This is a genomic window from Myroides sp. A21 (assembly GCF_000807225.1).
Taxonomy (GTDB): Bacteria; Bacteroidota; Bacteroidia; order Flavobacteriales; family Flavobacteriaceae; genus Flavobacterium; species Flavobacterium odoratimimum.
In genome coordinates this window covers 4,076,116-4,100,710 of sequence record NZ_CP010327.1, presented here as the reverse complement: position 1 = coordinate 4,100,710, position 24,595 = coordinate 4,076,116, and the positions used below count along the sequence as shown (strand labels likewise).

Sequence of the window (24,595 nt, the reverse complement as noted above, 5' to 3'; positions counted from 1 at the left end):
AGGTAATGACAATAGGACAGATATTAAAATTAGTAGAAAAATCGACATTAAGGAAAACAGAAAGGCTATCTCTAAGAGAAGTAGAGGAAGAGAGTAAAGGACATTGGGTAGCTTATGTAGATGACGAAGAAAGTAGCTATGATGTACAAATCGTAATAGATGGCCGTACTGTAGTCAGTAGAAGTTGTGAATGTGAGATTGACAATATAGTCATGTGTTCACACCAGACTAAGCTACTGATGGCAATAAATGATGCCTTAAAAGGGAAGAAAATTGCTACGAAACCCGTTGTGAAAAAAGCTTTGAGTAAAAAGAAAATAAGCGAAAGTGTAGCATTACTTCAAGATGTTAATCAAGAGGAGGTGTATACATGGCTGACTGAATTGTTTAAGAAAAATAAGGAGGTAGAGCAGGAGTTTATATTAACTTTTAAAAAACAAGATAGTGCCGAATATAGTGTTGATATCGTTGATAAAATATTGAAAGATATTTATACTTCTGTTTTTGGAAAAAGAAAGAATGCTGATGCTAAAGATATTAAGAAGCTGGTAGATTTGGTTTCACTTGCATTAGAGCCAGTGGATAAATATATCGTAGTTAATATTACAAAACCTATTGCTTTAGAACTTTATTTAAAGATAATGTCTTCTCTATTTACGTTAAAGTATAGTGTGAATTATACTAGCAAACGAGTTGATACCTATATGAATAAGTTTGTTGAAAGATACGTATTAGCATTATTAAATGTCAAAGATCAAGATGTTGTCAAGAATACGATAGTAAACTTATTGAAACAACTGTATGAGCCTAAGAATAGTTTACACTACAGTCTAGTTTCAGCTTTAGTTATAGAACTATACGAAAGTAAAGATGAGAGATATACTTCTCTTTTTGGGGATGAGGTAGTGAAAATAATGAAGCATTATCAAGATAATAATTATGTTGTTGAGATAGAGATGTATTTGTTCTTTTTGATAATAGCTGTTGAACAACAAGTTTTAAAAGATTGTTATAAATTGTTTAAACCAGTTAGGTTTCAGAATGAATACAATTTGCTATTATTAAAAGGGTTAATGGATATAGATCTTAAACTAGTAGAGGAGTATTGTTTAAAAATAATAGAGAGTAATATTCAGACAGAGTATAACGAACCTTATCTAGAGATACTAGAAGAGATTTATGAGAATAATGGGGATAAAAGAGGTTTAGCAAATATAAAAAAGCAACTTTTCTTTGAGACCTATGACCTTGAAGATTATAGTTATGTAATTAAGTATTTAGAGGATCCAGAAGAGGTTAAGAAATTTAGAACTAAAGTTTTAAGTAGTTTAAGAAATAACTTTCATCATGCAAAATCAGCCTCTATGTTGTATTTTGCTATTCTGGAAACAGAGCATAATTATAAGAAAATGCTAGAAGTACTGAGCCGAGATATTCCTCAAGATGTAATGTGGGCTTATGGTGAACAGATGTGTAAGTTTAATGCTGCATTGTACTTAGACAAGGTTATGAGCATTGGACAAATTCCTGTTTATCCTATATATACTGATGAAAGATTGGCTAAGTATATTGTAGAGAAATTCTCTGCGAAAGATATAGTACAGAAATTGATGAAGTATAGGTATACAGATGGAAGTTTGAATAAAAAAATCAAGACACTTGTCGAGAAAAAACAAAAGTAGATAGTAATGAAACAAACAATTTTAGATAGAATACAAGTTCTAGGAGGAGATATTAGTCAAGTAAAAGGGAAGTCATTAGCAGAGGATATCATGTCCATCACTTTTTATACGGTATTATATCCGAAGCCAGAGGATACACCTTGGGCAGATGAAGAGGATCAAGAGCCTATCTATGGTTTAGGAGAGTATATAGATGAGCATCAAGAGTTGATTCAGTCAGATAGACAGGCATTTATGGATAAGATGATAGCTCATTACTATGTACATACAGAAGAAGGGAGAGGGCAGGTGTTTTGGACAGCAACTCCTTTTACACCCTATAAGGAAGGAACTGATGATTATGAAGAGTGGAATACAGATTTTATGGATGAGGATTTTGTTAATCTAAGCGAGATAGAGAGAGTAGTAGGTACAAAATATCCAAGCATGATACAGCTATTCTATAGTTATGGTTTTCCTGATCATTATTATATTTGTATAGACGATCCTAATCAAGAGAATCCTACATTATTTGGTACTGATCACGAGGTTTTCTTTAGTGAAGTGACTAATGAAGGAAGTTTAGAAGCATTCATGAATACGTTTATGACTCCACAGGAATTGATTAGTATAGTAGATAAAGCATTAAACAAACAATAGATATGATATTAACAGCACAAGATTTTAAAATATCAGAATATGATGAAGAAACATTAGAGATGGATTATACTTTAGGAGAAGAAGTAATTAATCTTTCTATTTATAATGACGATGATGAGTTAGAAGAGATTCTAAAAGATGTCAATAAGGTAGTAGTTCAGTTAGAGAAATACAATGCTGAAGGAAAAGATATTATTGTAGATGAGCTGTATGATGTGTATAGTGAAAAGAACGAAGGATTGTCTGAAGAGCAGTTTAGAGATGAGTTAGGACTGTTGTCGTTATATTTTACTGGAGATGGTGAAGTAGAGTTTAATTATGAAGGCGGAGCATATTTCGGAGATCATATTTTATCTATTGAGATGGTTGATGGAGAGTTTGAATCTCATGTAGCGATGAATGGATAAGTAAGTATTAAATTAGATATGTAAGGCTTGAGAATTAATTCTCAAGCCTTTTTTATATCGTAGTGTCCTACTTTATACGACCATAAGTGAGTATATAAGTTCAACTGAGGTCATTATAATCACAATTAAAATAAGATGAATAGAAGTATACTAGATTTGCTGATGAGTAGAAAAGGAGTATATACTCAAAACGATCTTTGAAATAGTGTTATAGTGGAGATAAATATGTTACTTTGTCTTCTGACAATAAAAGTATTATGAAAGTAGCAGAAGTAATCAAATCAATAACTACAAAAGATAAAAATAGAGCAATGCAATTGCCTGTTCGTGAGCTAGAACAAGAGAGTAAGGGGCACTATGTAGCTTTTGTAGATGATGGAGAACAGAGCTATGATGTACAGTTGTTTATTCAGGCTGCTAAGATTACTGCGCTTACTTGTGATTGTCCGAATGGAGAAACACTTTGCCTCCATAAAGCAGCGGTATTGCTAGCTATGGAAGATAGTAAGGGAGGAACGAAAAAGAAATCCACTACTACAGGAGTGAAGACTAAAAAGAAAAAGCTAACTGAGACAGAAGAAGTAATGCTTCGTGTAGATAAGGAAGCTATCACAGGATGGCTGTCAGAAGTCTTTAAAAAGAATAAACCTTTAGAACAGCTCTTTTTACTTACTTTTTCGACTGATGAAACACAATACACCACAGATCAGGTAAGAGAGATTATGGAACAGACGATAAAGTCGGTTGCGGGACGTCGAAAAACATTAGAAGGGGCGAATGTGAAGAAGCTGATGGACTTGATGAATATTGCTTTAGAGCCTGTGAATCAATATGTAACTGTCAGTATTAATAAACCAATCACATTGGATATCTTTTCGACTGTGATCGAAACCATGACAGACTTTCAGAATCGCATTAGAACGTATAGTAAGAAGATTGATTTGTTCTATGATGAGTATATACATTGGTTGGCATTGACCATTAATAATGTACAAGTTAAATCAGTGTGGGAAGAGGTGATTAAGAATATTGTTTATAAGACCTTCGAACACTTTGTAAACAAGAAAATAGAAGGTAAGACCTATTATAATTTCTTAGTAAAAGAGGTCTATCACTCTGCTAATAAAGAACAACAAAAGTATATCGCAGATGAGCTAGTAGTACACATACTTTCTATGCCTGTCAAACGTCAATTGATGGACTTTGAATATGTACTTTTCTTAAAAGAGGTGGCACTAGACCAAGATGTATATGATAAAGTACAACAGTTCTTCTCAATAGATATTTATAAGAATTAGCACCTGCTCTAACAACTGGATAAAAACTACTCAATTTGTGAGTATATATCAGACAAAGTTGTTACCTTGGGAGGATCAAACCAACAATACCATGTTTAATACAGAAACTTATAAGAGAAGAAGAGAAGTTCTTCAACAAAATATTCAAGCAAAGGGAATCTTATTGTTTTTAGGAAATATAGAGAATCCAATCAACTTTGCTGACAATGCTTCACATTTCAGACAGGATAGTACGTTTTTGTACTACTTTGGTATCCAACAACCACACTTAGCTGCTATCATTGATTTAGATGAGCATAAGACAATCGTATTTGGAGATGAGATGTCTATGGATGCTATTGTATGGATGGGACGTCAAGAGACTTTAAAAGAAAAATGTGAGAAAGCAGGTGTAGTAGAGACAAGACCTTATGCAGAATTAGCTATTTATTTAGCGACTGCTATGAGCGTGAAAAGAAATATTCACTACCTACCTCCTTACCAATCATTCAACAAGATTTTATTAAGTGAGTTACTACATATTTCTATAGTAGACTTTAAACCATCTGTGCCGATGATTCAAGCTATCGTAGCACAACGAGAAATCAAAGAAGCACAAGAAATAGTACAGATAGAAGAAGCACTAAAAGTATCTAATCAGATGCACTTATTGGCTATGCGTATGGCTAAGCCTGGAGTGAAGGAGTATGAGATCGTGAGTGCTATTCAAAATGTGGCAGGGAGTCATAACTGTGAGTTAGCTTATAACTCTATTGTGACAATCAACGGAGGTATTTTACACAATCATTATAAGATGAATACTTTACAGTCGGGTAAGTTATTGTTAAATGACTCTGGTTGTGAGACGCCAATGGGGTACGCATCTGACTTGACGCGTACATATCCTGTAGATAAGACTTTCACACCAGAACAACGTGATCTTTACAATGTAGTTCTTAATTCTTTTGAAGGAGCTAAGGCAGAGTTAAAAGCAGGCGTGAAGTATAAAAATGTACACCTAAAAGCCTGTGAGATATTAGCAGAAGGGTTAATCGACTTAGGATTTATGAAAGGAAATGCACAAGATGCTGTAGCTAATCATGCGCATACGATGTTCTTCCAGTGTGGATTAGGGCATATGATGGGACTTGATGTACATGATATGGAAGATTTAGGAGAACAGTATGTAGGATATACAGCAGAAGACCCTAAGGATACGAAGCAGTTTGGTATTAAATCATTGCGTTTAGGAAAAGAGCTAAAAGCAGGACATGTACTAACTGTAGAGCCAGGTATTTACTTTATTCCAGAGCTAATCGAGATGTGGGAGGCAGAGAAAAAATATGCAGAGTTTATTAATTATGACAAGGTAAAACAGTTCGCTCACTTTGGAGGTATCCGTATTGAGGACAACTTCTTGATTAAAGACAATGGTTATCAATATTTAGGGCCAGAGTTAATCAGAACTGTTGCGGAGATAGAAGATTATAAATCTAATTACTAAGAAGCTATTTTTATATTTAATATGAAGCCGATAAGTACTAATGAACTTATCGGCTTTTTATATAGAAGTATAAATGTTTAATAAGTGTACACATGGGGATGTTAGATAAAACAAATGGCAGTATATTTTTAGAAGAATTTAATTGTAGACTGTATAAGGGAATGCAGTTAGAAGAATTAAAACAAACAGACTATTACAAGGCTAAATATGATAGCTTTAGAGATGTTAATACAGGATATTTCTGGTATGGTTTTAATCATTTTGATTGGGAAGGGTATCAAGTTCGGATTAGTATTTGCTTCTTTGGAGATAGCTTAGAGAGTATGTATATATACACTAGCGATGACAGAGATGCTAAGACTTGGGATGATTGGTCAGAAAAGAAGGAGATGGAAGTCTTTGAACGCAATAATTCTTTTATGCGTAAACTGTCAGGGGAGAAAGGAAAGAAAAAGAATTCACCTTATCCTCAGTGGAGTATCGCTTTTGAGTGGGGAACTTTATGGTCTGTATATGATCCTAGAAGTGCAAGTAGTATATCAGGTCTGTCTTATAAAAAGTAGATTATATTTTCTATAATTAATTGAAATAACGATTGGTGATATAATAAATACAAGTAGTAGTTCAAAATAATTATATATTAATAATGTCTGATTTGTGTAATAATGTCAATGGTTATTGCGTTAATACTATGCATACATAGTATTTTAAATCAACCTAATCCTAACGCCATGCATTACTACCAATTACACGATCAACTCAAAAAGCTTTTTAATACAGAAGATGACTATATAAAAAGTGAAGAACTAGGTATTGAATTCTTTAAATACGATTTTGAATCTACACAAGCAGCTAATGTACTATGTGGTTCAGATAAATTGTATTGTGATGAACATCACGAGAGTTTTGAAGATACTTTTTGTAAGCTGATTACAGACACAGATCATCTATTAGATATTTCTGATTATAGTGTAGAGGAGAATAAGAAGTTTAAGATTATTGTTTTAAAGACATTAGAGCAAGAGGTTTCAGAAGAGACTATAGTCATGTTTCACGGCTTAAATGAGAAGAAGTGGGATAAGTATCTACCTTGGGCATATGAGTTAGCAAAACGTACTAAAAAGGCTGTAGTCTTGTTTCCTATAAGCTTTCACATGGATAGAGCACCTCTTGAATGGTCTGATCGAAAACTGATGTTTGAGGTGGCTCAGAAGAGAGCGATGCATTGGCAAGAGAATTCAGATACGAGTTATGTTAATGCAGCATTGAGTACACGTATGGAGGCTAATCCACAACGTATGTTTTGGTCTGGATTACAGACATATTACGATTTTATACAATGGGAGACTCAACTAAGAGAAGGTAAGTTCCCGAGTCTTTCTAAAACAGCTTCTATTGATTTGTTTGGATATTCTATAGGCTCGTTTTTATCTATTATTATTCTGATGGCGAATCCTAATGGCATATTGAATAATGCTAAGTTAGTTTGCTTCTGTGGAGGAATGACTATTGATCGTATGTTCCCAGTATCGAAGTATATTATGGATGGAAAAGCAACTATTATGATGCAAAAAGTCTTTGCTCAATTACTGACAACTAAGTTTATAGCAGAACCTCGTCTAAATCACTATCAATCCAAAGAATTACACCCAGGGGAGAGTTGGTTTAAAACAATGCTTCGTTACAATCATCACCAAGAAGAAAGAGAAGAACGCTTAAAAGAATTAGAGAATCAAATCTACTCTGTCAACCTTAAAAATGATGAGGTAGCTCCTGCTGTAGAAGCTTTAAATATGCTAAAAGGACCGTATAGAGATGTGCCTATTGGAGTGGATATTTTAGACTATCCTTTCTCCTATAGTCATATGGTTCCTTTCCCTTTAACAATCAAGAATGCAGAAGAAGTGGATACTCATTTTAATCTAACAATGGCTAAAATGGCTAATTTTTATCTGTAGTTATTAATAGGTTAAAAGGCTTGCTCTCATTGAGTTTGAAAGCTGTTTTAAATAGGCGATATTTGAAAAGTATAAGAAATAAATAAAAATAATTAACCAAGTGTATTAAAATTATATATACATTTGACTTATCAAATAAACAAAAAAGACATGTATCCAAGTCAATTACATCATCATCATCATTCTACTTGTACTCTTACGAGCTGGTAATGATATGGTGTATTTGAATCCAAAATATCTAATTATCCCGTTTGAGTAAATCAGACGGGATTTTTTGTTTTTAAGCGTATTGCTATTTGATACTTCCTATCGGTTTACTCGAACATTTTAATCAAAAAATAATATGAGTAAATTAAAAATTGCAATCCAAAAAAGTGGACGTCTTAGTGAGAAATCCCTAGAATTATTAAAAGAATGTGGCATTAAGTTTCCTAATGGTGGTGGTAAACTAATTGCCGAAAGTAAGAACTTCCCTATCGAAGTACTGTTCTTGCGTGATGATGATGTAACGAAATATGTAGAACAACAAGTAGCTGATATCGGTATTGTAGGAGAGAATGTGTACTTAGAGGCTAATCTACCTGTTAAGGTATTAGAATACCTAGGCTTTGGTAGTTGTAGATTGAGTTTAGCTGTATCTAAAGAAGTTGACTATACTGGTATTACTTACTTTGAAGGCAAAAAGATTGCAACTTCTTATCCCTTTATCCTAGAAAAATACTTAAAACAACAAGGCGTGAATGCTTCTATAGAGTTTATCTCAGGAAGTGTGGAAATAGCACCTAGCATAGGGCTAGCTAATGGGGTATGCGATATCGTGAGTAGTGGATCTACGCTAATGTCTAATGGACTTAAAGAAGTAGACAAGGTGCTAGACAGCCAAGCAGTCTTAATTAGCAACCAAGCTTTAGGAGAGGAGAAACAAGTCTTATTAGACAAACTCTTGTTTAGAATTAAGTCTGTTTTAAATGCTAAGGAACGCAAGTATATTTTATTAAATGCTCCTAATGATAAGTTAGAACAGATCATCTCTATACTACCAGGGATGAAGAGTCCTACTGTTTTACCCTTAGCAGATGAAGGTTGGAGTAGTCTACACTCTGTTATCCAAGAAGACCAATTCTGGGATATCATCGACGAGTTAAAAGCCTTAGGAGCAGAGGGAATTCTAGTAGCTCCGATAGAAAAAATGATTTACTAAAATAAGAAGCTATGATAACAGTATATAAACCTGCAAGAGAAGAATGGATAGGGTTAACAAAGCGTCCTATTATCACAACAGAAAGTCTAAATGAGAGTATCAGTACAGTACTCAAACAAGTTAAAGAAAGAGGAGATCAGGCTATTCAGAATTATACTTCATTATTTGATGGAGTACAGTTAACAGACTTCAGAGTAAGTAGACAGGAGATAGAAGAAGCCGCTACTTTAGTTAATCAGGATATCAAAGATGCTATAGCTATAGCTGCATCGAATATCAGAACGTTTCACCAGTCTCAGTTATCTACAGAAGATAAAGTAGAGACGACAGAAGGAGTGACTTGCTGGAGAAAGAGTGTAGGAATAGAGAAGGTAGGGCTTTATATACCGGGTGGTACAGCTCCGTTATTCTCCACATTATTAATGTTAACTATTCCTGCTCAACTAGCAGGTTGTAAAGAATTAGTATTGTGTACACCGTGTAATAAACAAGGCAAAGTAAATGAGGTAGTTCTTTATGCTGCGCAGTACCTAGGTATAGAGACTATCTTTAAGATTGGTGGAGCACAAGCTATTGCTGCCATGGCGTATGGTACAGAGACAGTGCCTCAAGTCTATAAGATATTTGGCCCTGGTAATCAATATGTAACTAAGGCTAAAGAGTTAGTACAGGCACAAGGCATAGCTATCGATATGCCAGCAGGGCCAAGTGAGGTCTTAGTCGTTGCAGATCAAGAGGCTGATGCAGATTATATAGCAGCAGATCTATTATCACAGGCGGAGCACGGAACAGATAGTCAAGTAGTCTTTGTGACCACAACGAAGCAGAAGATAAGTGAAGTAGCTGAGGCATTGGAGAAACAGCTTGAGGAACTACCTCGAAGAGACTTAGCGAAACAGACGCTTAATAATAGCTTGATGATAGAATTATCGACTATAGAAGAATGTATTGCTTTTAGCAATGCTTATGCGCCTGAACACTTAATCTTAAATATAGAGAATGCTGAGAAGTATATAGACTTAGTGATCAATGCAGGTTCTGTATTCTTAGGTGCTTATTCTTGTGAGAGTGCTGGTGATTATGCGAGTGGTACGAATCACACCCTACCTACTAATGGCTATGCTAAGAGCTATAGTGGCGTATCGGTAGACAGCTTTGTAAAGAAGGTTACTTTTCAAAAGTTAACGAAACAAGGACTAAAGAACATAGGTAAAACAATTGAAGTAATGGCAGAGGCAGAAGAGTTAATCGCTCATAAAAATGCTGTTAGTATTCGCCTTAAAAAACTAAGCAATGAGTAATAATAAAATAAGTATAAACGAATTAGTTCGCCCTAATATTAAGGTTTTATCCCCTTATACAAGTGCACGGGATGAGTACAAAGGTGATATAGGAATATTCTTAGATGCAAATGAGAATCCGTATGGTATAGTGAATCGCTATCCTGATCCATATCAAGTAGAGTTAAAGAAAACCATTAGTCAGATAAAAGGAGGAAACCCAGACCAATTATTTTTAGGTAACGGAAGTGATGAAGCGATTGATTTAGCCTATCGAATATTCTGTGAACCTAGTAAGGATAAAGCTATCGTATTTACCCCTACTTATGGGATGTATGAAGTATATGCTAATATTAACGCTGTTGAGTTAATCACACTTCCTCTAGATGATGCATTTGATTTAGAACTAGCAGTAGTAGAACCTTATTTAGAAGACCCTACTGTGAAGCTGATGTTTATCTGTTCGCCTAATAATCCTACGGGTAATCTATTAGATAGAAACAGTATCACAGCATTATTAACGAGATTTAAAGGGATAGTCATTATAGACGAAGCTTATATAGACTTTAGCAATGAGCCTTCTTGGTTAGAGGAGTTAGTGAAGTATAACAATCTTATTGTTCTACAGACTCTTTCTAAGGGATGGGGAATGGCAGGACTTCGCATCGGTATGGCATGGATGAGTGAGGAGTTAATCTCTTATTTTAACAAGGTAAAATCTCCTTATAATCTAAGTAGTGTAACACAAGAAGAAGCTATAAAGCAACTACAAGATACAGAGGGATTTCAACAAAGGATAAAGCTACTTATCGAGGAAAGAGAGAAACTCATCCAAGAGTTGAAGCAACTTTCTATTGTGAAGAGAGTATGTCCCTCACAGACTAATTATCTATTAGTTGAATTTGGTAATGCGGATAAGGTATATGAAGCCTTGATTAATAAGCAAATTATCGTGAGAAATAGAAGTAAGGTCGTAGAGAATACTTTGCGTATTTCGATAGGTACACCAGAGGAAAATAACCAATTAATAACTGCATTAAAAACAATAGATCGTGAGTAAGAAAGTATTATTTATTGATAGAGACGGAACTATTATTAAAGAACCTGAAGACTTTCAGATTGATAGTTTTGAGAAGTTGGTATTCTTACCTAAGGCTATTTCTAGTTTGTCTAAGATAGCGAGAGAGTTAGATTACACTTTAGTTTTAGTTAGTAATCAAGATGGGCTAGGAACTGCTTCATTTCCAGAAGATACCTTTTGGCCTGTGCAGAACTTTATATTGGATACACTAGCAGGAGAGGGAGTGACATTTACAGATATTTATGTAGATAACTCTTTTGACTATGAAAATAAACCTACGCGTAAACCTGGATTAGGAATGTTAGGTAAGTATGTCTATGGAGATTATGATTTAACGAACTCTTATGTCTTAGGCGATAGGTTGACAGATATACAGTTAGCAGAGAACTTAGGAAGCAAAGTTATTTATATCAATGAAGTTGCAGATGAGCGTGCCACATTGAGCACAATAGATTGGCAGGAGATCTATCAGTTCTTAAAGCAACAACCCCGTATAGGTAAAGAATACAGAAAGACGAATGAGACTACGATTGATATAGAAGTGAATCTAGACAGCGCTAAAGACTGTGTTATCGAGACAGGTTTAGGATTCTTTGATCATATGTTAGAACAAGTCAATAGACATGGTAATATAGGTTTAAAGATAAAAGTCAAAGGTGACTTACAAGTAGATGAGCACCACACAATAGAAGATACAGCTATTGCACTAGGTTCTGCGTTTAAGCGTGCCTTAGGCAATAAGAAAGGCATAGAGAGATATGGCTTTTTACTACCGATGGATGAGTGTTTAGCTCAGGTAGCTATAGACTTTGGAGGGAGAGCATGGCTGATGTGGGACGCAGAGTTTAAGAGAGAGAAAGTAGGAGATATGCCAACAGAGATGTTCTATCACTTCTTTAAATCTTTTGCTGATGCAGCGAGTTGCAACCTGAATATAAAGGTAGAAGGTGACAATGAGCACCACAAGATAGAGTCGATCTTTAAAGCCTTTGCTAAAGCAATAAAGATGGCAGTAAGTAAAACGGAGAACTATAATATACCAAGTACTAAAGGCATACTATGATCGCAATCTTAAAATACAATGCAGGAAATGTACAGTCTGTACAGAATGCTATAGAACGACTAGGGTATCAGACCATAGTCACAGATGATGTAGCGATACTTACCTCTGCGGATAAAGTGATTTTTCCAGGAGTAGGAGAGGCTTCTTCTGCGATGAGGTATTTAGTAGATAAAGGATTGGATAAGGTTATCGTAAGTTTAAAACAGCCTATACTAGGGATATGTTTAGGAATGCAATTGTTGTGCAATTCTAGTGAAGAAGGGAATGTAGTAGGATTAGGTGTCTTTGACAATGAAGTAAAGCTTTTTCCTGCCACAGATATTGTTCCTCATATGGGATGGAATAATTGTGATATGATAGAAGAAGAGACCTTGTTTAAAGGGATTGAAGAGCTAGATGATTTCTACTTTGTACACAGTTATTATGCTACTTTATCTAAGGATACTATTGCTGTTAATAATTATATCGTGCCCTTTTCGGCTGCTTTAGCTAAAGGTAATTTTTATGCAGTACAGTTTCACCCTGAGAAGTCAGGTAAAGTAGGAGAACTATTATTGAAGAATTTTTTAGAATTATGAGAATCATACCAGCGATAGATATAATAGACGGACAGTGTGTTCGACTATCAAAAGGAGATTATAATACCTCTAAAGTGTATAATACAAGTCCAGTAGAGGTAGCGAAGCAGTTTGAAGATGCAGGAATTAAGTATTTACACGTAGTGGATCTAGACGGCGCTAAGTCAAGCCAAATAATGAATGCTAAGGTATTAGAAGAGATAGCTACTCAGACCAATCTACAGATAGATTTTGGTGGAGGTATTAAGAATGACTCGGATATCATCACTGCCTTTAACAGTGGAGCTAAGCAAGTGACTGTAGGAAGTATAGCGGCGACTAAGCCTGAGCTATTCTTAACATGGTTAGAGCGATACGGAAGTGAGCAGATTATATTAGGAGCAGACTGTAAACAGCGCAAGATTATGACCCAAGGGTGGTTAGACTCTGCGGATACAGATGTGCTAGAGTTTATCCAATCGTATGAGCAGAGAGGAGTATCCTATACCATAGTCACTGATATAGAAAAAGATGGAATGCTAAACGGACCTGCTATTGAGTTGTATAAAGAGATTATAACGAATACTGAGGTGAAACTGATCGCTAGTGGAGGATTAACTACGGTAGCAGAATTATACAAGCTAAAAGAGATAGGTTGTGAAGGAGTGATCATCGGAAAAGCGATCTATGAAGGAAGAATAACATTAAAAGAGTTGAGTGAATTATGCTAAAGAAGAGAGTAATAGCGTGTATGGATATTCAGAATGGTGAGGTAGTCAAAGGGGTTAACTTCGTTGATATACAGCGAGCTGGTGATCCTATAGCGTTGGCAAAACGCTATGTGGTAGAGGGCGCAGACGAATTAGTCTTTCTGGATATTACAGCTACGATAGAGAATAGGAAGACGCTGATCAGTTTAGTCAATGAGATTGCGAGTCAGATTAATATCCCTTTTACCGTAGGTGGTGGGATTAGTACTAGAGAACAAGCAATAGATTTAGTGAGAGCAGGCGCAGATAAAGTAAGTGTCAATTCAGCTGCTATCAAGAGACCTGAGCTAATACAGGAGATCGCTCAGGCATTGGGGAGTCAATGTGCAGTAGTAGCGATAGACACGAAGTACGAAGAGGGTGAATGGTGGGTATACAGTGCAGGAGGGCGTATCAAGACTAAGTTAAAGACTATAGACTGGGCAAAGCAAGTAGCTAGTTTAGGAGCAGGTGAGATACTGTTAACCTCAATGAATAATGACGGTACGAAAGCGGGCTTTGCACTGGATATTACAGCTGAGGTAGCTAAAACGGTAAATATACCCGTGATAGCATCTGGTGGTGCTGGGAGTATAGATCACTTTGCACAAGTGTTTACTCAGACGCAAGCGACAGGTGCGTTAGCGGCTAGTATATTTCACTATGGAGAAATAAGTATACCAGAGTTAAAGCAAATATTAAAAACAAATAATATAAGTGTAAGATGAAACTAGATATAGATTTTAATAAAGGCAACGGGTTAGTACCTGTGATTATTCAAGATAAGGATTCCATGCAGGTATTGATGCAAGGCTATATGAATGAAGAAGCCTATCAACAGACGATTACAGAAGGTAAAGTAACGTTCTATAGCCGTACTAAAAATAGACTCTGGACTAAAGGAGAAACTTCAGGTAATTATTTACTAGTAAAAGAGATTTTGACTGACTGTGATAGAGACTGTCTATTGATAAAAGTAGAAGCTATTGGAGCTACTTGCCATACAGGAAGTACTTCGTGCTTTGGAGAGATTTGTGATAAAGGTTTTGTTTACATCTTAGAGAATATCATCAGTGAGCGTATTGATAACAATGTAGAATCATCTTATACCAATCAACTATTTAAGAGAGGAATCAATAAAGTTGCTCAAAAAGTAGGAGAAGAAGCAGTGGAGTTAGTTATCGAAGCCAAAGACGATAATGATACTCTTTTTAAGAATGAAGCAGCAGACTTATTATATCACTACCTTATTTTATTAAAAGCAAAAGGATTTACTCTAAGTGATATAGAATCTGTTTTAAAAGAAAGACACCTTAAATAACTATCCCTATATGTAGTGATATATAGTCTTGTTTTAAAATTCTAATATTTCGGTTTAGAAAAAAATATTTTCTAAATATGCGAATTTTGATAAGCTATATGTCAAAACAAAACAGACTTGTCATTTATGATCAAGTCTGTTTTTGTTTAATTTATATTGACTAGCTGTTTCCTTTTGGATGACAACTAGTAAGAGGTCAATAAGTTCGTGTTCAGTCCGTTATTTTGTATGAATTAACGGAGTCAGTATGGACTCATAACGGACTCACTACGGACTCATCCCTACTTTAAGTGCTACATTAGTAATAGAAAAGTAACTGAAGTATGCTACCAATCTTTTAATGCAAATACCTGTGAACGCGAGTTTACATTTAACTTCAGATATATATTACTAATATGATATTTAGTCGTACTTATCGTTATACTCAATTCATGTGCTATCTCTTTATTAGTCAGTCCATCCCAGATGAGGTAGAGTACATCTACTTCTCTCTCCGTTAGTTTATAATTGTTCTTTAAATGATAAGACAAGTCTCCTTGATGATCCTTAAGTGTAATAGTATCAGGTTGTTTTAGAGTTTGTGTATTCTTTTCATGAACTAGCAGTTTATGGTAATTCTTCAGCATTAATACATATTGAAACATAAAAACACGGTTGCGTACATTGTGTTTTTGGTTTTTTCTGACTAGCACATAGTTATTAATAATACTCAATACGATAATCGCTGATACATATAGCTTTAAGTTTGGCATAGCGTGATTCTGAATAGTGATAGGGTCATCTATTTCTAGATTGATAAAGCTCAGTCCTAACAGAATACACAATGATATTAAAAAAGCTACATAAAGATAGTATTGCTTTCTGTGTTTTAAATTCCTTTTAGTTAATTGTACAAAAATAAAGAATACTAAAACAGTAATGTCCAATACTACTGAATGTTTGCCTCCATATAGATAGCTAGAGAAGTATAATACAATGGCTATGATAGAGGTAAGAGAATATAATTTTAATTCATTTTTATACATAAATCTCTTCGTTCCGAATGGGTAGTATGTAGATAGTAACATACCTGTAAAAATGATAGAGGAAGAAAGAATAGTTGCTTTTAAAAAAGATTCAACTGCTTGTAAATGAATATGAAATAGGTTTAGGATATCACCTGTTATAAAACAAAGTGTAATAAGTAACTGTATAGATAAATAACTAATCCACTTACGTTCTTTAAAGATTTGGTAGATAATAAAACTAGCTATTAATCCTAAGAAAGCCATACCATAGAATATACCTGATACAAAATAGTTGATAGGTAGATCTATATAGGATGTCATTTCATGGTGTAGTTGTACACCGCTGAAGTTATTAATGCTTATAGTGCTTTGAAAGATAGATAGCTGACCCAATCCAATATTCTGAAGCATTTTTGGAGCTATATCAAATAGGGTATATGAGGTGTAGGTGAGTACTATATCCTTTATATTAATGAATAAAGTAAGTAGCCAAGTTATAAGGACATAACTCAGTATTACCGATATAGGAATCAATCCTATATGGGTATATTGTTGTTTTTTTTTCGAATCCATTTTAATTTTTTAACAATAAATAATCAATACCATAGAATAGAGTACGAGGGGATAGCTGCTGTCTTAGCCCAAAACAGTAGACATCTGTACTTTTCTATAATAGCAATTTTTGACTTTGATAGTGAGAAAGTCTATATAGTTAGTGTACTGTTAGTATTAGTTAAGGATAGAGTGGTGAATAATACTAGCGTAAAACAAACTATATGTGATATACTAAGTGTTTTTTAGTACTTAAAAGATATATTGATCTCTAAATTTTCTTTTCTGTAATTGTTAAATATTTTAGAAGTATAGCTTCTAATAGGTGGTGTTATGTATTTGATTTTGAATACATCTAAGAGAATTGATTTTAGTGTAACCTCTTTGTTTTTAGGTTGTTGTTGTTCTTTTCTCATGTTTATTGTTGTTTTGTTTTGACTAAGCAATATAGAGTGAAAAGCTGTAATATGTACTATAACAAAGTATAGTTCTTTGTTAAATAATTACCCTATTTATCTGTTTAAGACATTTGTGAATTAGTGTGTTATGCGAATAGAGGAAGGTTTTATAAGACTAATGACATTTATTAACAGTTAGACTAAGGCTGTTGTTAAAAGTGAGCTTAAGTTATGATATCTTAAATATAGACTAGGCTAGGAAAGTATTAATTTTTAGAGTGTTTTAGTGATCTGTTTCCTTTTAGTTTTATAACATATTATTCTGTAAAATATATTAAAGTAATAGTCAACTTCTAACTACTGAAGGTACGTTGATTGCACTATTTATCTAGATTATTATAAAAATCATATATCGTATTATCGATTCTATTTTAAGACTTTTTAGGTTTTAAGAATCTTTTATATATAGCGTAACCTAGACTATTTTGACACTATTTTACATTTTTTAAAATCACATTGTATCATTCGAATTGTTGATGTTTCACATTTTTTGGTGTAGCAAATAATGGGTAAATACTGTTTTTTAGAATCGTTGAAATTAGTTAGGTACTAGTACTATTTTAAGTTTTTAAATATCTGTTTTTTAGCTGTTTATTGTTTTTAAGGGCGTCTTTTTAAACTTTTTAAAAGTATCAATTTAAGATTATTAACAACCGTATTGGGCTTCTATTTATGATAAAAACCATGCTTAAGTATAGGCACTACCTCTCGTGCAGTGACTAATTTTGTTTTTGAATTTGGGAAGAGATATAGTTCCAATGAATCTAGATAATATTAGCAGTTCTGATTTTGTGGGGACAATGGAGAACTGTTACGCTCCCTCAATATGTTTTAATAGTACATTTAGTTGAGGGAGTTTTTTTAGAGGAGTGGAGATAGTGCTATATGTCTAAACAAATTCCCTTACTAACGAATTATTATAAATCTGATTCCTTAGGTTTTCCTATGGATGACAGAAGAAGTTTATTAGCAAAAACGATTTGAATACTTGGTATTGGTTGATAAAAATAGATAGCATAAGTAGCATCGGTTATTTCGCTCTAATTAAAAACTCACATTTAGTACTGCGAAAGTAGTAGAGAGTGAGATAGTGATTTACTAGTTGTAGATTTTATTAATTGTAGCCTAATATCTAGCTAGTCGTTTTGTGCCTGTGAATGCAACAAGCAGAGAACTGTGTTTCGTTGTAGTACATAGGAATTAGTAATTATCGAGTAGATAAGTTCTAAGTTTCACTGTGGAGTGGAAGTGGAGCTTAATAAATTAATCTTTATCATTTATGGAAAAAGTAAGTATGGGAATAAGAAAGAAGTAAGTATAAAAGGTTTTGAAACTAGGTTTTGAAAACTTCGTCACGGAGTGGTGTTAAGATGAGACTTATAGAGTAAGTAAATCTTTTATTCGATAGTAATTGTTCTTCGCGAATTCAGTTCTTCGTTTAATTGTTATTCCACAACTCACAATAGCTGGAATACATTACATGATAACTCACAATAGTCATGTATGATGTTTTTACTCCCGTAATTTTAATCTTACATCCTCTTCAATGTAATGATTATGATCTGTGCTCTAAACTCACAATAGGAGTCTGGTCATAATAATATTTTATAAAACACAATTAACAAACAACAAATGAAACAAAAAACTACTTTTTCTCTATGGAAGAGGTTACTGCTTTTGCTCGTCCTGTTCGTTCCTTTAGTACAGTCCTTGGGGCAGACTAAGATTTATGCAACAGATCTTATAAGTGATAAGAATGTTGATAATCCTAGGTATGCAACTGATGGGAATTTGGCAAGTAAAGGTACACTACATGCACATCCAGGTGCATTAATGCTAGGTAAGAAGAGCGGATTCTTAGAGTACAAATTCCCTAATGCAGTGCCAAAAGGTAAACAAACCTATATAAAAATAGGGATGGAAAACAATGAATTACTTAATGGTTTATTAGGTGGTTCAGTAGGTAAATTATTATCAGGCCTTTTGAATGAACTATTGTTAGGAAGTCACAGATTTGATGTTAGTGCTTATAATGGCAATAATAAAGTTCTTGAAGTAAAATCAGTAGATGGTTTTGGAACTAAACAGGCTAAATTAATCCAAGATAAGGATGGAGAGTACATGATTGCATTTCAGTTAGATCAATCATTTGATCGTATGACTGTAGGTAATAGTAGTACAGCTTTATTGGGTTTAACAGGTGATAAGTTATTAGATGTTTACGATACTTATTATGTAAAAGAAGATGGAGGGAGCTGTAGTAGACCTATAGGAACTTCATTTGATTCAGCAGGTATTGAAATAGATTTATTAGGAGGTTTATTACAAAATAAATTCTATGAAGCTATAGATGGAAAAGAAAATACTTATTCTTTGTTAAAAAGGGATGGTGCAGTAAATGTTGGAGTTGGGGGGTATATCTCTCAGTTTTTTTATTTTCCTACTAGTTCTAATGAAGCTACTACTGTTAATTTAACCATAGAGTCACCAAAGGGATTACTTAGTTTAGATTTGTTAAGCGCTATCGAATTAAGAGCATATAATGGAGATAAGGAAGTATATACTAAGTCTCTAGAAGGAGGGTTGCTTAATGGTGTAAATCTCTTAGGATTATTAAAGACACCTGGAAAAAAGACTTTGACATTTGCACCGGGAAAAGCGTTTGACAGAATAGAACTAAGAGCAAACAATACATTAAATGTTGGGTTGTTAAGCGATGGACTGCGTATTTATGATATTGAACGCTTTGATACAGCTAAATGCCCTAATCCTAATATTATAGTTCCTGCTCCGACAGAATCTCCTTTTGATATAGCAGCTTGTGCTACAGTTTTAAAGGATTTTAAAAATGTTGATTTTGTTACAAATGCTATAGATGGTAATAATGAAACATTTGCTACTTTATATGCTAATAATGGTTCTTTATTGTCTGCTTTACCTTCTTCAGGAATGATAGAATTAGCATATAACCAAAAAGTAGCTGCGCATACAACTTCCTATATTCGAATTGATTCTGATAAAGATGTATTAGAAGCTTTATTAGGAGGAACTTTAGGCAAGCTAGTTGATGGTGTTGCAGGTTTATTGTTAGGAGATCACTATTTTGAAGTAGAAGCCTTTAGTAATGGTGTATCTGTATCGAAAAGCTCAAGTATAAGTGGTTTTGAAGGAACTACTAATGGAGTAGTATCACTAGTACAGGATAAGATAGGTCGCTATTATTTAGCAGTTACACCAACAACTGAATATAATAGTATACGTATAACCAATAAAGTAACAGGATTACCAACAGGAGAACAACGTATGTTAAAGGTATATAATATGTGTCGTGAGATTGGTTCAGATCCATGTTATCCTGCTCAGTTTACTTCATATAATCAAGCAGGGTTAAATTTGAGTATTGCTAGTTTAAATGAAGCAGGTGTTAAGAATCCTTATCATGCTATAAGTGGTAATTCATCTAATTATTCAGAGATTAGTTCTGGTACTCTAGCTGTAGGTACAGGAGTAAAACAAGTTATTTACTTTCCTAAACCATCTTCTAATGGTGATAAATTAGAAGTGAGAGTACAGTTTAACCCTAATAGTGTACTTTCATTAGATTTATTAGGTTCTTATAAAGTGACTACTTACTTAGGTAGTACTAAGAAACAAGAGTTTACTTTGAAACAGGGATTATTAAATAACCTTGATTTATTAGGTCTATTGCAGTCTGGTGGAGTTCAGTCTTTAGTTTTTGATACAAGTGTAGAAGCTTTTGACAGAGTTGAGATTTCTACAGTTACATTACTTAATCTTGGAGTAACACCTGCTATTCGTTTGTATAATGTGAAACGTATTAATGATGTATGTATTGATCCAATGACCGAAAGCCCTTTTGTTTCTTCTATATGTGCTACTGAGTTGTTAGGAAGTAAGTATGTAGATGATATCTCTAATATTTTTAATGGGAATTTTGATTCATTCGCGACGATTAACTCTGATGCGGGAATTTTATTAGGAGGAAATAAAAGAGCTGGTTTTGTTGAAGTTGGTTATGACCACATTGTGAAGGCTGGTACGACCTCTTATATTCGTTTTGATTATGATAAGGGGATATTAAAAGGTTTATTAGGAGGTAGTTTAGGTAACATTGTAAGTGGACTATTAAATAATATTGTTTTAGGTGATCATTTTTTCGAAATAGAAGTGAAAGATGAGAATGGTGTTGTGTTAGAAGGTAACAGTAGAGGTATAGCAACAACATTCAAAAATGGAGAAATAAGAGTGGTAAGTGATAAGCTAGGACGCACTTATTTAGCTATAACACCGACTAAAGATTATAAATCAGTTAAGATCACAGATAGAAACGAGAGTTTATTAGGCATATTAGCCCCAGCTACTTCTATGAATGTGTATAATATGTGTTATGAAGGTAATGCTGATTCTTGTGTTGATGCTTTTGCTACATCATTTGACTTTACTGGATTAGCCTTAACAGTTAATGATTTATCTGGAGCAGGTGTTGAGTATCCAGAGCGTGCTATAGACTCTAATACGACTAACTATTCACGTATTAGTTTAGGAACGCTTAATGTGGCAGGAAGTGTAAAACAGTGGGTATTCTTTAACTCAGTTTCTGATAAAGATGATGTTACTAATATCAAATTTAGAACAGAGTCAGGAGGAGTAGATCTTAATGTGTTAGGTAGATTAGAGATTAAAGCATATTTAGGAGATAAAGTAGTTAATACGCTTGATTTATCTAGTGGTTTAATTAATGGTATTAATGTTTTAGACTTAATTAATAAAGGAGATATAGTTAATTTACCATACACACCTGGTGTTGAGTACGATCGTATATCTATCGGACTTAAGAGTGTGTTAAATGTATCTGTGTTTCCTCCAATTAATTTATACAGCGTAGAAAGAAGCTGTCAATCTTTAAATCAAGATCTTGTTAGTTGGAAGTCTTATAAAGTGAATGGTGATTCAACAGTTCAAAAAGTTACTGGTGGAGAAGAAGTAGAGTATATTATTCATGTTAAAAATGTAGGTGCTGCTGATGTACCGACTTTATTAATAGAAGACAGATTACCTGCTGGGTTAACATGGACTTCTGGTGGGACTCACAGTAATGGTGTAGTTACATTCAAAAAAGAAGATGTTTTAGTAGTAGATGGTGTAGTTACATTTAGTTTTAAAGCTAGAGTAAATACAGATTTAGAAGGGATTTCTCAAATTAGAAATATTGCGGTAGTAAAAGTTGATGAGACAGATAAAGGAGTAAATACTTATCCAGCTATTGACAATAAAGACCCTAAAGCCCCAAATACAAGCGAAAAACCGGGTACTGTATTAGTTGTTGACCCTCTTTATGATATCGAATTATCTAAAGTAGGATCAAGTAATGGAAAGATTAGTAATCAAGCACAGCTTGGTGATGAGATAACATATACTATCTCAGTAGAGAATAAAGGGAATAAAGCATTAAGAAATGTTTTACTTAACGATGTTCTAGGTAATGTTCTAGGTTCAGAAATAGAAATTGTAGAGGTAGGATCAGGTGTGATTCAGAACAGTACTATTAGTTATGTTATCGCTCAGTTAAATGTAGGTCAAAAAGAAACTTACGTAGTTAGAACTAAAGTAATCGGATTACCTACAACAAATAAAATTTCAAATAAGGTCATTTCTATCTATACATTACCAGATAATACAATTAAAACAAAAGAAGTTGTATTTGAGTTAGCTAGTAATTGTAACGATATTTTTGAAAATAGCATTGTTGTAGAACAGGTAGCAGATGTATGTGCGTATACAGAATTTGTATTAAAAGCAGCATTAACAAATCTAGCCCCTAAAGATTTAAAGAACCCAATATTTAAATGGTATAAGAATGCTGATTTATCAGATATGCCATTAGTAGGTCAGGAAGTCAAAACAACTATAGCGAGTACTACTAAGTTTTATGTGACTGTAGAGGGACTTGGGTATTGTTTTAATGGAACACCAGCTGAAGTAGAAGTTAAAACTTTAGTAAGTCCAGCGAAACCTGTTGTGTCAAGTACTCAAGCTGATATATGTGAAGGTACTTTAACTACATTATCAACTATAGAAGGAGCAACTGAATATCAATGGTTCCTTAATGGTGTATTAATCGAAGCTGAGGATGAAAAAGGACAACCAGTTCGTTTCGGCCATTCGATAGAAGTTAATACTGGAGGGGATTATAGTGTTATAGTTTCTAATGGAATTTGCTATTCTCAAGAGTCAGACGCTTTCACTGTTAAGGTAAAAGAAGCAGCTGAATTATCTATCGAAGGTGATCAAAGAATTATCACTAAAGTAAATGTCGCTATTAAGTTACCTAAAGTGACTAGTAAGAATGGAACAGTAACATGGTATAACGAAAAAGGTGAGTTATTTAATGAAACAGAAATCACTTTTGCTGTACCTGGTATTTATACTTACACTGTAGTAGCAGACTTAAATGGATGTTCTACAGCGGAGAATATTATTATCACTGTATTAGATTCTAACAATTGTCCTCCTCAGATAGAAAGAGTTTATGCAAAGGACAAGACAACTTGGGGATCTATAATAACTGGGGGAATTGCGAATAAAACCAACGCAATAGATGGTAATCCTACTACTTATTCTGAAATAGTAACAGGGTTAGGTTTATTAGGAATAGGTACTACATGGCAAAACATATATTTTGATGAAGTAGTGCCTGCAGGAACACCTGTGACTATTAAGTTAGGAAAACAATACAGTGGTTTAATGTTAGCTGGAGGATTATCTGTACAGGGATTAGATGAAAATGACAAACCTATTGGAACGTTAAAATCGGTACAAGGTGGACTACTTGATTTATTAGCAGCAGATAATGTGATCGAGTATACATTTGTTCCTACTTCTTCTGGTAAACCAAAAGCATTTAAGGGAGTTAGAGTTTCTCAAGGTTCTTTATTAGGTCTTGCTCAAATCTCAAAAGTATATGGAGTATATTATTCTAAATCAGGTAATATTAGTTGTGCACCTGTAGCGACTAACATAAACTCAGGTGTATTAGATGTACTTCATGGGGTACAAGATCTTGGTTTAGGTGTAGCAAGTGCTACTGCCTCAGTTACTAACCCTTGGAATGCGGTTGATAATAAACCTGATACTTATGCATTAATATCTCGTGGAGTAGCAGTATTAAATGAAGCTTCATTGACTGTTGTATTTAAGCAACAAGCTATGCCTGGTGATGAATTACATATCATTACAGAGATTCCAGGTAACCCTATTTTAAGTTTAGAATTGATTAAGGGATATAGTATCCAACGTTATTTGGGTGATAAAAAAGTAGGGCCTAAATTAGAAGGAGGATTGGACGTATTAGGACTTAAGTTATTAGGTTTAGGATATGGTAATAAGCATAAAGTTATTGTTGCTCCATATGATGAACAACCATATGACAGAGTAAAAATCTCTTATGGTAGTGTTGTAGGAGTATTAGGAGATTTTACACGTATCTATGATGTGAATATTGTACCTACGATTGGTACAGGAGTAAAAGAAGATGAAGTCATTGATGTATGTAATTATGGGATGTTAAAGTTATCTATGATAGATGCTTGTACTACATATGAGATATATACTTCAGAAACAGGATCAGACCAATTAACAGAAGTAACTCCGTTCGAATTCTACTTAAAAGGATTGTCACAAGGTGAACAAACCATCTGGATTCAGAATGTTAGAAGTGGTTGTCCATTAGGGCCACGTATCCCAGTTAAAGTGAATGTGAAGAATTGTTCTGTCAAGACAAACTTGAATATCACACACAAAATCAAATAATTAGAAACAACAATATTTATATATAAAAA

The 24,595-nt window shown here is 34.0% G+C and carries 17 protein-coding genes; 16 read left to right on the top strand and 1 reads right to left on the bottom strand.

What is annotated here, in order from left to right:
- Positions 1-5: 5 nt before the first annotated feature.
- From MYRA21_RS18335 to hisIE, 15 genes are all read left to right on the top strand, one after another.
- The gene (locus MYRA21_RS18335) at positions 6-1,682 is read left to right on the top strand and encodes a hypothetical protein (protein ID WP_039330270.1); all 1,677 of its coding nucleotides are present in this window, start codon (positions 6-8) and stop codon (positions 1,680-1,682) included.
- Positions 1,683-1,688: 6 nt separating this feature from the next.
- Positions 1,689-2,321 carry a hypothetical protein gene (locus MYRA21_RS18330; protein WP_039330268.1) on the top strand — a complete coding sequence of 211 codons (633 nt, stop codon included), beginning with the start codon at positions 1,689-1,691 and terminating at the stop codon, positions 2,319-2,321.
- 2 nt (positions 2,322-2,323) lie between these two features.
- The gene (locus MYRA21_RS18325) at positions 2,324-2,728 is read left to right on the top strand and encodes a DUF2262 domain-containing protein (protein WP_039330266.1); all 405 of its coding nucleotides are present in this window, start codon (positions 2,324-2,326) and stop codon (positions 2,726-2,728) included.
- 257 nt (positions 2,729-2,985) lie between these two features.
- Positions 2,986-4,026, top strand: a complete 1,041-nt coding sequence (locus MYRA21_RS18320; protein WP_039330265.1) for a hypothetical protein — start codon at positions 2,986-2,988, stop codon at positions 4,024-4,026.
- Between the two features lie 37 nt (positions 4,027-4,063).
- On the top strand, positions 4,064-5,509 hold the full coding sequence (locus MYRA21_RS18315; protein ID WP_016648963.1) for an aminopeptidase P family protein: 1,446 nt from the start codon (positions 4,064-4,066) through the stop codon (positions 5,507-5,509).
- Positions 5,510-5,601: 92 nt separating this feature from the next.
- Positions 5,602-6,072: a hypothetical protein gene (locus MYRA21_RS18310; RefSeq protein WP_016648964.1), complete on the top strand. Its 471-nt coding sequence runs from the start codon at positions 5,602-5,604 to the stop codon at positions 6,070-6,072.
- Between the two features lie 108 nt (positions 6,073-6,180).
- Positions 6,181-7,467 carry a DUF6051 family protein gene (locus MYRA21_RS18305; protein ID WP_016648965.1) on the top strand — a complete coding sequence of 429 codons (1,287 nt, stop codon included), beginning with the start codon at positions 6,181-6,183 and terminating at the stop codon, positions 7,465-7,467.
- Between the two features lie 343 nt (positions 7,468-7,810).
- The gene (gene hisG / locus MYRA21_RS18300; RefSeq protein ID WP_006258520.1) at positions 7,811-8,668 is read left to right on the top strand and encodes an ATP phosphoribosyltransferase; all 858 of its coding nucleotides are present in this window, start codon (positions 7,811-7,813) and stop codon (positions 8,666-8,668) included.
- 11 nt (positions 8,669-8,679) lie between these two features.
- Positions 8,680-9,969: a histidinol dehydrogenase gene (hisD, locus tag MYRA21_RS18295; protein ID WP_039330261.1), complete on the top strand. Its 1,290-nt coding sequence runs from the start codon at positions 8,680-8,682 to the stop codon at positions 9,967-9,969.
- Positions 9,962-11,008: a histidinol-phosphate transaminase gene (gene hisC, locus MYRA21_RS18290; RefSeq protein ID WP_039330259.1), complete on the top strand. Its 1,047-nt coding sequence runs from the start codon at positions 9,962-9,964 to the stop codon at positions 11,006-11,008. Before hisD ends, hisC begins: the two co-directional genes overlap by 8 nt.
- Complete coding sequence (gene hisB, locus MYRA21_RS18285) at positions 11,001-12,092, top strand: bifunctional histidinol-phosphatase/imidazoleglycerol-phosphate dehydratase HisB (RefSeq protein WP_039330257.1); 1,092 nt, start codon at positions 11,001-11,003, stop codon at positions 12,090-12,092. The genes hisC and hisB overlap by 8 nt, the downstream gene beginning before the upstream one ends.
- Positions 12,089-12,670 (top strand): imidazole glycerol phosphate synthase subunit HisH, encoded by a 582-nt coding sequence (hisH, locus tag MYRA21_RS18280; protein ID WP_006258516.1) that lies wholly within the window; start codon positions 12,089-12,091, stop codon positions 12,668-12,670. The genes hisB and hisH overlap by 4 nt, the downstream gene beginning before the upstream one ends.
- A complete protein-coding gene (gene hisA, locus MYRA21_RS18275; protein ID WP_006258515.1) occupies positions 12,667-13,380 on the top strand; it encodes a 1-(5-phosphoribosyl)-5-[(5-phosphoribosylamino)methylideneamino]imidazole-4-carboxamide isomerase in 714 nt (237 codons plus the stop codon). The genes hisH and hisA overlap by 4 nt, the downstream gene beginning before the upstream one ends.
- A complete protein-coding gene (gene hisF / locus MYRA21_RS18270; RefSeq protein ID WP_039330255.1) occupies positions 13,374-14,126 on the top strand; it encodes an imidazole glycerol phosphate synthase subunit HisF in 753 nt (250 codons plus the stop codon). The genes hisA and hisF overlap by 7 nt, the downstream gene beginning before the upstream one ends.
- Positions 14,123-14,719, top strand: coding sequence for a bifunctional phosphoribosyl-AMP cyclohydrolase/phosphoribosyl-ATP diphosphatase HisIE (gene hisIE, locus MYRA21_RS18265; protein ID WP_006258513.1), 597 nt, complete (start codon positions 14,123-14,125; stop codon positions 14,717-14,719). The genes hisF and hisIE overlap by 4 nt, the downstream gene beginning before the upstream one ends.
- A 326-nt stretch (positions 14,720-15,045) precedes the next feature.
- On the opposite strand, the gene MYRA21_RS18260 is transcribed toward hisIE, so the two are convergent.
- Complete coding sequence (locus tag MYRA21_RS18260; RefSeq protein ID WP_006258512.1) at positions 15,046-16,299, bottom strand: LuxR C-terminal-related transcriptional regulator; 1,254 nt, start codon at positions 16,297-16,299, stop codon at positions 15,046-15,048.
- Positions 16,300-18,368: 2,069 nt separating this feature from the next.
- On the opposite strand from MYRA21_RS18260, the gene MYRA21_RS18255 reads away from it, so the two are divergent.
- Positions 18,369-24,566, top strand: a complete 6,198-nt coding sequence (locus tag MYRA21_RS18255; protein WP_039330252.1) for a DUF11 domain-containing protein — start codon at positions 18,369-18,371, stop codon at positions 24,564-24,566.
- The last annotated feature ends 29 nt before the right edge of the window (positions 24,567-24,595 follow it).

Bases quoted from the DNA above. Each gene is read 5' to 3' on its own strand.
- hisH (WP_006258516.1), top strand. From the start codon at position 12,089: ATGATCGCAATCTTAAAATACAATGCAGGAAATGTACAGTCTGTACAG.
- MYRA21_RS18325 (WP_039330266.1), top strand. From the start codon at position 2,324: ATGATATTAACAGCACAAGATTTTAAAATATCAGAATATGATGAAGAA.
- MYRA21_RS18305 (WP_016648965.1), top strand. From the start codon at position 6,181: ATGGTTATTGCGTTAATACTATGCATACATAGTATTTTAAATCAACCT.
- MYRA21_RS18310 (WP_016648964.1), top strand. From the start codon at position 5,602: ATGGGGATGTTAGATAAAACAAATGGCAGTATATTTTTAGAAGAATTT.
- MYRA21_RS18330 (WP_039330268.1), top strand. From the start codon at position 1,689: ATGAAACAAACAATTTTAGATAGAATACAAGTTCTAGGAGGAGATATT.
- hisA (WP_006258515.1), top strand. From the start codon at position 12,667: ATGAGAATCATACCAGCGATAGATATAATAGACGGACAGTGTGTTCGA.
- MYRA21_RS18255 (WP_039330252.1), top strand. From the start codon at position 18,369: ATGAAACAAAAAACTACTTTTTCTCTATGGAAGAGGTTACTGCTTTTG.
- MYRA21_RS18335 (WP_039330270.1), top strand. From the start codon at position 6: ATGACAATAGGACAGATATTAAAATTAGTAGAAAAATCGACATTAAGG.
- MYRA21_RS18320 (WP_039330265.1), top strand. From the start codon at position 2,986: ATGAAAGTAGCAGAAGTAATCAAATCAATAACTACAAAAGATAAAAAT.
- hisD (WP_039330261.1), top strand. From the start codon at position 8,680: ATGATAACAGTATATAAACCTGCAAGAGAAGAATGGATAGGGTTAACA.
- hisC (WP_039330259.1), top strand. From the start codon at position 9,962: ATGAGTAATAATAAAATAAGTATAAACGAATTAGTTCGCCCTAATATT.
- hisG (WP_006258520.1), top strand. From the start codon at position 7,811: ATGAGTAAATTAAAAATTGCAATCCAAAAAAGTGGACGTCTTAGTGAG.
- hisF (WP_039330255.1), top strand. From the start codon at position 13,374: ATGCTAAAGAAGAGAGTAATAGCGTGTATGGATATTCAGAATGGTGAG.
- hisIE (WP_006258513.1), top strand. From the start codon at position 14,123: ATGAAACTAGATATAGATTTTAATAAAGGCAACGGGTTAGTACCTGTG.
- MYRA21_RS18260 (WP_006258512.1), bottom strand. From the start codon at position 16,299: ATGGATTCGAAAAAAAAACAACAATATACCCATATAGGATTGATTCCT.